Origin of the sequence: Pseudomonas sp. NPDC090201 (assembly GCF_044746825.1) — a bacterium.
Taxonomy (GTDB): Bacteria; Pseudomonadota; Gammaproteobacteria; order Pseudomonadales; family Pseudomonadaceae; genus Aquipseudomonas; species Aquipseudomonas putida_AD.
Window position 1 is genome coordinate 18,166 of record NZ_JBIVCX010000005.1, and the last position, 10,315, is coordinate 28,480.

Here is a 10,315-nt window from a genome sequence, read left to right on the forward strand (position 1 = left end):
GCGGCGCTGGTGGACGAGCGCCCGGTTTAACATCCGGAAAGTGCAATCTGTGATAGCCATTAGCCTTTACCTCATTGATCTCGTCCAGTCTGTGACATAGCGCCTGCCGGGTGATACATGACATGGCGCTATGTGTCGTAACTGCTACCTTCTCGTTCAGCACTAAAAAACAAGAAGGGACTTCTCAATGTTCAAAGCCACCCGGCACTGGCCATTTGCGGCCTGCCTGCTGTCACTCGCTTGCTCCTCGGCAATGGCCGCCTCCTCCCCCTATTCGACGATGATCGTGTTCGGTGACAGCCTGGCCGACGCCGGGCAGTTTCCCGATGCAGGCGGACCTCCGGGTTCCACGCTGCGCTTCACCAACCGCGTAGGTCCGACCTTTCAGAATGGCAGTGGCGAGGTCTTCGCCCTCAACTCCTCGACATTGCTGGGCGGTTTGCTTGGGGTCGCACCCGGCGACCTGCAAGCCTCGACCTCCCCGGTGCGCGCCGCCCAAGGCCTGGCCGACGGCAATAACTGGGCGGTCGGCGGGGACCGGACGGACCAGATCCTCGCCGCGATCACCACACAATCCCAGGTGGCCAACACCGACACCACGACCGGCGTGACCACGGTTTTCCGTAGCAGGCCAGGGTATCTGGTGGAAAACAACTTCCGCGCCGATCCGAACGCCCTTTACTACCTTACCGGTGGTGGCAATGACTTCCTGCAAGGCCGCGTGCTCAGCCCGGGCCAGGCGGCAAGCGCCGCCAACAACCTTGCCGATAGCGCGCAAGTGCTGTCACAGGCAGGGGCGCGTTACATCATGGTCTGGCTGCTGCCTGACATTGGCCAGACCCCCGCGGTGTTCGGCACACCGTTGCAGGTGCCATCGACGCTGCTCAGCGGGGTGTTCAACCAGCAACTGGTCAGCCGCTTGGGGCAGATCAACGCAGAGGTCATCCCACTCAACGTGCCCGGCCTGGTTCGCGAGGTGCTTCAGGAGCCGGCGCGTTATGGTCTGGCGGCTGATCAGAATCTGGTGGGCACCTGTTTCAGCGGCGACAGCTGCACGGCGAACAGCGTCTATGGGATCAATGGCCTCACGCCCGACCCGACCAGACTGCTGTTCAACGATGGCGTGCATCCCACCGTTGCGGGCCAGCGTCTTATCGCCGATTACGGTTACTCGATTCTCTCGGCGCCGTGGGAAATCACCCTGCTTCCGGAAATGGCCAACGGCACCTTGCGCGCGCAGCAGGATGAATTGCGCAGCCAGTGGCTGGCTGACTGGGGCAACTGGCAACAGGTCGGTGAATGGCGAGGTATTGTCGCCGGTGGCGGTCAGAAGCTGGACTTCGACGCGCAAAGCAATTCCGCAAGCGGCGACGGACATGGCTACAACCTGACGGTCGGTGGCAGCTACCGCTTTGCCGAAGACTGGCGCGCCGGGCTGGTGGCGGGCGCCTATCGGCAGACGCTGGAGGCCGGTCCCAGGGATTCGGACTACAAACTCAACAGTTACATCGCCACCGCTTTCGTGCAGTTTCAGGCAAATCATTGGTGGGCTGACCTGGCCGCCTCTGGCGGGAAACTGGACTACGACGACCTCAAGCGCAAATTCGCCCTGGGCGTGAGTGAAGGTGCGGAAAAAGGCGACACCGATGGCAACCTCTGGGCGCTCAGCGGACGGTTGGGTTATGACCTCGCGCAGCAGAGCAGCCGCTGGCATGTCTCGCCTTTCGTAAGTGCTGACTATTCCCGCGTCGAGGTCGATGGCTATTCGGAAAACAGCAACCGATCCACGACGCTGAACTACGACGACCAGACCCGCCGGTCAAAGCGTCTGGGTGCGGGGTTGCAGGGCAAATTCGATATCACGCCGCAGACCCAGGTGTTCGGCGAGGTGGCCCATGAGCGCGAGTTCGACACCGATCAGCAGGACGTGACCATCGCCCTGAACAGCGTGCCGGGGGTGGATTTCAATCTGCAGGGGTATGAACCGCAGCGCAGCCTGAATCGGGCGAGCGTGGGGGTGAGCCAGAAACTGGCCCTGGACCTGACGTTGAGGGCCGGTTACAACTGGCGCAAGAATGATGACGTGACGCAGCAAGGGGTGAATGTGGCTGTGAGTCTGGATTTTTGATCCTGAAGGCTGACACAGCGGTCGCGGGCAAGCGCGCTCCTACAGTCCGGCGATGATCTTGTAGGAGCGCGCTTGCCCGCGATGGCGGCCAGCCTGCACCACATGCATGGCTGACACACCGCAGTCGCGGGCAAGCGCGCTCCTACAGAGGAGATGGGGTCAGGCTTGGGGCTCTTGCTCCGCCAGCGCCACCGCGCGGAACATTGCGCGGCGTTTGTTCAGGGTTTCTTCCCACTCCAGGGCCGGCACCGAGTCGGCAACGATGCCGCCGCCGGCCTGAACGTGCAGTTCGCCGTTCTTGATGACCGCCGTGCGAATGGCAATGGCCGTGTCCATGTTGCCGTTCCACGCCAGATAGCCCACCGCGCCGCCGTAGACGCCACGTTTGACCGGCTCCAGCTCGTCGATGATCTCCATCGCACGAATCTTCGGTGCGCCCGACAAGGTGCCCGCCGGCAGGATCGCCCGCAGCGCGTCCATTGCCGTCAGCCCGCTTTTCAGCTGGCCGGTGACGTTGGAAACGATGTGCATCACGTTGGAATAACGTTCGATGACCATTTTCTCGGTCAGCTTCACCGAACCAATTTCCGAAACGCGGCCAGTGTCGTTGCGCCCCAGGTCGATCAGCATCAGGTGCTCGGCTATTTCCTTGTCGTCGGACAGCAGATCGACTTCCAGCGCGTGGTCCGCTTCTTCGGTCGCGCCACGCGGGCGGGTGCCGGCAATCGGGCGCACGGTAATCAGGTTGTCCTCGACGCGCACCAGCACTTCGGGCGAGCTGCCGACGACATGGAAGTCGCCGAAGTTGAAGAAGTACATGTACGGCGTCGGGTTGAAGCAACGCAGCGCGCGGTACAGATCGATTGGCGCAGCTTTGAAGTCGATGGACATGCGCTGCGACGGCACCACCTGCATGCAGTCGCCCGCCAGGATGTATTCCTTGATGGTGTCGACGGCTTTTTCGTAGTCGCCCTGGGTGAAGCTCGAACGGAACACCGGGTCAGCCGCTTGCGGACGAGTCAGGTCCAGGCCGCGGCGCGGAGTGATCGGCTGGCGCAGCTTCTCCATCAGTTGCTCCAGACGCGCCAGGCCGCTTTCGTAGGCTTCGGGCTGCGCAGGATCGACCAGCACGATGGCGTGCATCTTGCCCGCCAGGTTGTCGAAGACCACGACCGCGTCGGAGACCATCAGCAGGATGTCCGGCACGCCCAGCGGGTCCGGGTTCGGGCATGCACCCAGACGCGGCTCCACATAACGCACGCAGTCATAGCCGAAGTAACCCACCAGCCCGCCATTGAAGCGCGGCAGGCCAGGAATGGTCGGGACGTTGTAGCGCGCCTTGAAGGTTTCCACAAACTCCAGCGGATCTTCGGCTTCCAGGCGTTCGATCTCAGTGCCGTCCTGGGTCACGCTGATGGTGTGCCCGTGCACGCGCATCACGGTGCGGCATGGCAGGCCGATGATCGAGTAACGCCCCCACTTCTCGCCGCCTTGCACCGACTCCAGCAGGTAGGAGTTCGGCTGGTCGGCCAGCTTGAGGTAGATCGACAGCGGCGTGTCGAAGTCGGCCAGGGTTTCGTAGGCAAGCGGAATGCGGTTGTAGCCTTCAGCGGCCAAACGCAGGAATTCTTCGCGGGTCATGATGAGCAGCCTCGTGGTCTGAGGTAAAACGGTCAGGTGTGCAAACGCGCCGCGCAAGCGGCCAGAGTCAAGTCAGGCGCGCCAACGCCAGCGGGCCAGGGCCTTGATGACTTTCATCCAGAGTTTGCGGGTGACCACCACGATGGATTCTCTAAAGGAGGGAGATTGAACGTCGGGCAACGTTATCTCAGCCCCAAGATCTAAGCAACCCGGAATCAGCTTGCGCAAATCGTCGATCACCAGCGCAGGCGATTCCTCGGCGATCGGGCGGCCGTGGTTGTAGCCGTAGCTCAACGCGACACAGGCCACGCCAGCGGCTTTGGCGGCGAGCACGTCATTGCGCGAATCACCCACGAACAGCGATTGCGAGCCTGGCGCACCGGCCATTTTCATCACGAAAAACAGCGCAGCCGGGTCGGGCTTCTGCTGGGGCAGCGTGTCACCGCCGACGATCCAGCGGAAGAACCGGCCCAGTTTCATCTCATCCAGCAGCGGCGCGACGAAGCGCTCCGGCTTGTTGGTGATCAGGGCCATTTCCACGCCCTGCTTCTGCAGCCATTTCAGGGTTTCACGCACGCCGGGGTAGACCACGGTCAGCGAGTGATTGTCGCTGTAGGCTTCCATGAAGATGGCCAGCGCCTGTTCGGTCGAAGCTTCATCGACCGAGGAGTGATCCATGTCGTTGGCCAGCGCGCGGCGCACCAGCACCCGCACGCCGTTGCCGATCCAGTTGCGCACCCGCTCGATACCGGCGGGTTCACGCCCCAGTTCGATCAGCGTCTTGTCCACGGCAGCAGCCAGATCCGGCACCGAGTCGATCAGCGTGCCATCCAGATCGAACATGATGAGTTTCGGCAGACGACCCGGAAACAGCTGCTCGAAGCCGCTCATCAGCGGGACAACGCCAGTTCTGCACGCATTTTTTCAATGACCTCTTTGTAGTCGGGCGCATTGAAGATAGCTGAACCTGCCACGAAGGTATCGGCACCAGCGGCGGCGATTTCGCGGATGTTGTTGACGTTGACCCCGCCGTCGATTTCCAGGCGGATGTCACGACCCGACGCATCGATCAACGCCCGCGCTTCGCGCAGTTTGTTGAGGGTGCCGGGGATGAATTTCTGGCCGCCGAAGCCTGGGTTGACGCTCATGAGCAGGATCATGTCGACCTTGTCCATGACGTATTCGAGCAGGTTCAGCGGGGTCGCCGGGTTGAACACCAGGCCCGACTTGCAACCGCCCTCGCGGATCAGTTGCAGGGAGCGGTCGATGTGCTGGGTCGCTTCCGGGTGAAAGGTGATGTAGGTCGCGCCAGCTTCGACGAAGTCGCCGATGATGCGATCGACCGGGCTGACCATCAGGTGCACATCGATGGGCGCGGTGATGCCGTACTTGCGCAGCGCCGAACAGACCATCGGACCGATGGTCAGGTTGGGCACGTAATGATTGTCCATGACGTCGAAGTGAACGATGTCGGCGCCAGCGGCCAGGACATTGTCGACTTCCTGGCCCAGACGGGCGAAATCGGCGGACAGAATCGACGGAGCAATAGCGAAGGGCTGCATGACGCACCTTTGTTGAGCGAAATCACGGTGGCGCGCATTGTACTCCAAGAGGCTGGAACGTGGCTTGTGTGGTGGATGAATGCGACGACACCCCAATACTCTGCGGGACCCGCAGCGACCGGCTGCGGGCAAGTGCATCAATCATGCGAACGACATCTTGTAGGAGCGCGCTTGCCCGCGAAAGCGTCGTGTCAGGCACCCTTTTAATGTCTGACACATCGCCATCGCGGGCAAGCGCGCTCCTACAGGTACCGGTCAGGTCACTCCACCACTGCGGTGCGCAATTTCTCGCTGCGTCCGCGCAGCCATTCCAGCACCAGCAACAGCACCACCGAGAAACCCACCAGCAAGGTGGCTGCCGCGGCGATGGTGGGGCTCAGGTTTTCGCGGATGCCGCTGAACATCTGCCGCGGCAGGGTCGCCTGCTCGGGGCCTGCGAGGAACAGGGTCACTACCACTTCATCGAACGAGGTGGCAAAGGCGAACAGCGCACCGGAAATCACACCCGGCGCAATCAGCGGTAGCGTCACGCGGCGGAAGGTGGTCACCGGTGAAGCGCCAAGGCTCGCCGCCGCACGCACCAGGTTGTAGTTGAACCCCTGCAGCGTGGCCGACACAGTGATGATCACGAACGGCACACCCAGCACTGCGTGCACCAGGATCAGCGAGGTGTAGCTGTTGCCCAGGCCCAACGGAGCGAAGAACAGGTAGCTGGCCACACCAATGATGACAACCGGCACCACCATCGGCGAGATCACCAACGCCATCACCAGCGACTTGCCGGGGAAGTTGCTGCGCGTCAGGCCAATCGCTGCAAGCGTGCCGAAGCCCATGGCCAGCACAGTGGCGGCCGGGGCGACGATCAGGCTGTTCTTCAGCGAGCGCATCCACTCGGCCGAGTTGAAGAAGTCCTGATACCAGTGCAGCGAGAAGCCCTGCAGCGGATAGACCAGGAAGCTGCCGGAGTTGAACGACAGCGGCACGATAACCAGTACCGGCAGCACCAGGAACAACAGAATCAGCCCGCACAGGATGCGCAGCGTGTAGTGCCAGACGCGCTCGACGGGCGAGGAATAAGGACTCAGCATGTTTCTCTCCTCAGCTCAGGCGCAGGCGGCTGGCGCCGACCAGCCAGCTATAGATCAGGTAAAGCACCACAGTCGCCAGCAACAGCAGGCCGCCCAGTGCCGTCGCCATGCCCCAGTTGATGCTGGTGTTGGTGTAGAACGCCACGAAGTAGCTGACCATCTGATCGTTCGGGCTGCCCAGCAGCGCCGGAGTGATGTAGTAGCCGATGGCAAGGATGAACACCAGCAGGCAGCCCGCACCGATCCCGGCGTAGGTCTGCGGGAAGTACACCCGCCAGAAGCTGGCGAAGGGGTTGCAGCCCAGGGAAATCGCGGCACGCATGTAGGTCGGCGAGATGCCTTTCATCACGCTGTAGATCGGCAGGATCATGAACGGCAGCATGATGTGGACCATCGAGATGTACACGCCGACCCGGTTGAATACCAGCTCCAGCGGCTTGTCGATAATGCCCATCGCCATCAGCGCGCCGTTGATCAGGCCACCCGATTGCAGCAATACGATCCACGCGGCGACCCGCACCAGGATCGAGGTCCAGAACGGCAACAGCACGAGAATCATCAACAGGTTGCTCTGCCGTGCAGGCAGGTTCGCCAGCAGGTACGCCAGTGGGTAGGCCAGCAGCAGGCAGATCACGGTGATGACCAGGCCCATCCAGAAGGTGCGGGCGAAGACGTCGATGTAGATCGCCTGGTCCGGGGTCGCGGGCGCCACTTCACCGAGGTCATCGATGCGGTGGTCGACAGCGGCCAGCAGGTAATAGGGGGTGAAGCTTGAGGTGTTGCGACGCACAGCCTGCCAGTACGCAGGATCGCCCCAACGTTCATCGATGGCTTCCATGGCGTCTTTATAGGAAGCAGGTTCTTCCTTGAAAGGCAGCGCGCGGGCAGTTTTCGCAAGCAGGCTGCGGTAGCCGGCCAGCTCCTGGTTCAGGCGCTTGGACAGATCGCCCAGGGTCTGGTTTTTGCGGGCGTCGGCCAGGTCCTGGCTTGCGGCCTTGTACACCGCTTCAGGGGGCAGGCCCTTGCCGTCCCACTTGGACACTTCGACAACCGTGAGCGGCATGCCGCCAACCACTTCAGGGTTGCTCACACTTTTGTAGAGCAGCGCCGCAATTGGCACCAGGAATACCAGCAGCAGGAAAATCGCCAATGGCGCGATCAACGCCTGAGCCTTCCAGCGGTTGACGCGCTCGGCACGGGCCAGGCGTTGCTTCAAGGTCGGGCTGGCGCCTTCAGTCAGGGGCACGGCGGTGGCCATAGCGAACTCCGAAAATCTTTGAACGAGGGGTGCGTCCCCTGCCCTGCCGCGTAGGCAGGACAAGGGATAGAGCCGGGTAAATCAGCTTACTTGGCAGCCCAGGAGTTGAAACGCTGCTCCAGGTTTTCGCCGTTGTCGGTCCAGAAGCTCACGCTCAACTGCACCTGATCCTTGATGTTCTCAGGGGTGGTCGGCATGTTTTTCTGGTTGTCGGCGGTCAGCAGGCTGACAGCCTGGGAGTTGGCCGGGCCGTAGGCGATGTTCTCGGAGTAGGTCTTCTGCTGTTCAGGCTTGAGGGTGTAGGCCAGGAATTTCTTGGCTTCCTCGACGTTCTTCGCGCCCTTCGGAATCGCCCACGAGTCGAAGTCATAGACGCCGCCGGTCCAGACGATTTTCAGGTTGCTTTCTTTCTGCACGGCGGCGATACGGCCGTTGTAGGCCGAGCTCATCACGACGTCACCCGATTGCAGGAATTGCGGCGGCTGGGCACCGGCTTCCCACCACTGGATGTTCGGCTTGAGTTCGTCGAGTTTCTTGAAGGCGCGGTCCTGGCCGTCTTTGCTGGCGAGCACTTTGTAGACGTCTTTCGGCGCGACGCCGTCAGCCATCAGAGCGAATTCCAGGGTGTACTTGGCGCCTTTGCGCAGGCCACGTTTGCCCGGGAATTTCTTGGTGTCCCAGAAGTCGACCCAGCTGGTCGGTGCGGTTTTCAGTTTGTCGGCGTTGTAGGCAAGTACCGTGGACCACACGAAGAAGCCCACGCCGCAGGTCTGGATGGCGCCCGGCACGTAGTCTTCTTTCTTGCCCAGGATGGCCGGGTCGATCTCTTCGAACATGTCTTCGTCGCAGCCGCGAGCCAGTTCCGGGGATTCGACTTCCACCAGATCGTAGGTCACGCTCTTGGTGTCGACCATGGCTTTGACCTTGGCCATCTCACCGTTGTATTCGCCGGCAATGATCTTGCCGCTGCCTGTCTTTTCCCATGGGGCGTAGAAGGCTTTTTCCTGCGCTGCCTTGTTCGCACCACCGAAGGAAATGACAGTCAGATCGGCGGCCATGGCTTGCGCCGCGCACATCATGCCGACCGATAAGGCGGTGAGCTTCAATGTCTTGAGCATTTGTTTTTCTCTCCACGAACGATTTGTATAAGCGTTGGGGGCGATGGGTTCGCCTCTGGGTGCTTCTCTTGCGACTACAGCGTTTGAATCAATGCGCTTCCTGCAAAGGGTCCAGCGCGCGGGCGTGCTCGACCTGCCATCCAATGGGCACAACGTCGCCAACGCTCAAGGCCGGGTCCAGCTCGGCGATGGGTTGCTTGACGAAGAAATCGGTTTTGCCAGCCACTTCCAGGCGCACCCGCACGTGGTCGCCCAGGTAGATGAACTCGGCCACGCGACCGGAGAAACGGTTCACGCAACTCTCGCTGCGGCCGTTGAGGTTCACTCGCTCAGGGCGAATCGACAGGGTGACCGGGCTGCCCGGCGCACCGACGTTCACCGCCAGCGCCTCGACTTTTTCGCCACGGGTCAGGGCCACCTGGCAACGGTCGCCGGTCTGGCTGAGCAAGGTGCCGTTGATGCGGTTGTTCTCGCCGATGAAGTTGGCGACGAAGGTGTTCTTTGGCTCTTCGTACAGGGTACGTGGCGGGGCGATCTGCTGGATTTCGCCCTGATGGAAGACGGCCACGCGGTCCGACATGGTCAGCGCTTCGCCCTGGTCGTGGGTCACGTAGACGACGGTGACGCCCAGGCGCTGGTGCAGGTGCTTGATCTCCATCTGCATGTGTTCACGCAGTTGTTTGTCCAGCGCGCCGAGGGGTTCGTCCATCAGCACCAGTTGCGGTTCGAACACCAGCGCGCGGGCCAGGGCCACACGTTGCTGCTGGCCGCCAGACATCTGCGCCGGGTAACGATGGGAAAGCGCGCCGAGTTGCACCATGTCCAGCGCCTTCTTCACTTTCTCGGCGACGTCGGTCTTGCTCATGCCACGCACCGACAGCGGGAACGCCAGGTTCTCGGCGACCGTCATGTGCGGGAACAGGGCGTAGTTCTGGAACACCATGCCGATGTCGCGCTTGTGCGGCGGCACGTTGTTGATCGAACGGCCGGCCAGCAGGATCTCGCCCGCGGTCGGGGTTTCGAAACCTGCGAGCATCATCAGGCTTGTGGTCTTGCCGGAACCCGAAGGCCCGAGCAGGGTGAGGAATTCGCCTTTGCGAATGTCCAGGTTGAGGTCTTTGACGATCAGAACTTCGCCGTCGTAGCTCTTCTGCACACCACGAAAGCTGACCAGAACATCACTCGCCCCAGCGCTAGAATCGACGTTGCTCATTACCCACACCCTTGTTTAATCAAACTTGGGAACAAGCCTAGATCAGCCTGAAAACCGCGCAAATCGGGGGGTAGGAGAGATTCGCCTAGGCGCGGTGGAAGACCTGGGGTAGGGATTGCCCTACACGGATGGCGGGGATAGGTATGTGGTCAAAGAGATGATTTTTGCCTGCTCCGGCCTCGGGGGGGGGGGGGGGGGGGGGGGCGGCGGGGGGGGGGGGGGGGGTGGGGGGGGGGGGGCCGTCCGCGACCCCAGCCCCCGACTCCGCGGCCCCCGCCACAACGACGACGCCCACCCACACCCCCAC

At 61.9% G+C, this 10,315-nt stretch carries 8 protein-coding genes; 1 reads left to right on the forward strand and 7 read right to left on the reverse strand.

Annotated features, from left to right (window positions below; translation table 11 throughout):
- The first annotated feature begins 187 nt into the window (after window positions 1-187).
- The gene (gene estP, locus ACIPOO_RS16500) at window positions 188-2,128 is read left to right on the forward strand and encodes an esterase EstP (RefSeq protein ID WP_400608596.1); all 1,941 of its coding nucleotides are present in this window, start codon (window positions 188-190) and stop codon (window positions 2,126-2,128) included.
- Between the two features lie 159 nt (window positions 2,129-2,287).
- Here the strand turns inward: estP and trpE are convergent, their stop codons facing one another.
- From trpE to ACIPOO_RS16535, 7 genes are all read right to left on the reverse strand, one after another.
- Window positions 2,288-3,769: an anthranilate synthase component I gene (gene trpE / locus ACIPOO_RS16505; RefSeq protein ID WP_400608597.1), complete on the reverse strand. Its 1,482-nt coding sequence runs from the start codon at window positions 3,767-3,769 to the stop codon at window positions 2,288-2,290.
- Window positions 3,770-3,841: 72 nt separating this feature from the next.
- On the reverse strand, window positions 3,842-4,660 hold the full coding sequence (locus ACIPOO_RS16510) for a phosphoglycolate phosphatase (RefSeq protein ID WP_274136454.1): 819 nt from the start codon (window positions 4,658-4,660) through the stop codon (window positions 3,842-3,844).
- Window positions 4,660-5,331 carry a ribulose-phosphate 3-epimerase gene (gene rpe, locus ACIPOO_RS16515; RefSeq protein WP_400608598.1) on the reverse strand — a complete coding sequence of 224 codons (672 nt, stop codon included), beginning with the start codon at window positions 5,329-5,331 and terminating at the stop codon, window positions 4,660-4,662. Before rpe ends, ACIPOO_RS16510 begins: the two co-directional genes overlap by 1 nt.
- A 260-nt stretch (window positions 5,332-5,591) precedes the next feature.
- Window positions 5,592-6,419, reverse strand: coding sequence for an ABC transporter permease (locus ACIPOO_RS16520; protein WP_400608599.1), 828 nt, complete (start codon window positions 6,417-6,419; stop codon window positions 5,592-5,594).
- Between the two features lie 10 nt (window positions 6,420-6,429).
- A complete protein-coding gene (locus ACIPOO_RS16525) occupies window positions 6,430-7,677 on the reverse strand; it encodes an ABC transporter permease (protein WP_274136784.1) in 1,248 nt (415 codons plus the stop codon).
- A gap of 86 nt (window positions 7,678-7,763) precedes the next feature.
- The gene (locus tag ACIPOO_RS16530) at window positions 7,764-8,795 is read right to left on the reverse strand and encodes a polyamine ABC transporter substrate-binding protein (protein ID WP_274136783.1); all 1,032 of its coding nucleotides are present in this window, start codon (window positions 8,793-8,795) and stop codon (window positions 7,764-7,766) included.
- Window positions 8,796-8,883: 88 nt separating this feature from the next.
- Window positions 8,884-10,008: an ABC transporter ATP-binding protein gene (locus ACIPOO_RS16535; protein WP_274136782.1), complete on the reverse strand. Its 1,125-nt coding sequence runs from the start codon at window positions 10,006-10,008 to the stop codon at window positions 8,884-8,886.
- Window positions 10,009-10,315 lie beyond the last annotated feature (307 nt).

What these genes read in the sequence shown, in the direction of transcription:
- ACIPOO_RS16530 (WP_274136783.1), bottom strand. Translation starts at nt 8,795, where the DNA reads ATGCTCAAGACATTGAAGCTCACCGCCTTATCGGTCGGCATGATGTGC.
- rpe (WP_400608598.1), bottom strand. Translation starts at nt 5,331, where the DNA reads ATGCAGCCCTTCGCTATTGCTCCGTCGATTCTGTCCGCCGATTTCGCC.
- ACIPOO_RS16535 (WP_274136782.1), bottom strand. Translation starts at nt 10,008, where the DNA reads ATGAGCAACGTCGATTCTAGCGCTGGGGCGAGTGATGTTCTGGTCAGC.
- trpE (WP_400608597.1), bottom strand. Translation starts at nt 3,769, where the DNA reads ATGACCCGCGAAGAATTCCTGCGTTTGGCCGCTGAAGGCTACAACCGC.
- ACIPOO_RS16510 (WP_274136454.1), bottom strand. Translation starts at nt 4,660, where the DNA reads ATGAGCGGCTTCGAGCAGCTGTTTCCGGGTCGTCTGCCGAAACTCATC.
- ACIPOO_RS16520 (WP_400608599.1), bottom strand. Translation starts at nt 6,419, where the DNA reads ATGCTGAGTCCTTATTCCTCGCCCGTCGAGCGCGTCTGGCACTACACG.
- estP (WP_400608596.1), top strand. Translation starts at nt 188, where the DNA reads ATGTTCAAAGCCACCCGGCACTGGCCATTTGCGGCCTGCCTGCTGTCA.
- ACIPOO_RS16525 (WP_274136784.1), bottom strand. Translation starts at nt 7,677, where the DNA reads ATGGCCACCGCCGTGCCCCTGACTGAAGGCGCCAGCCCGACCTTGAAG.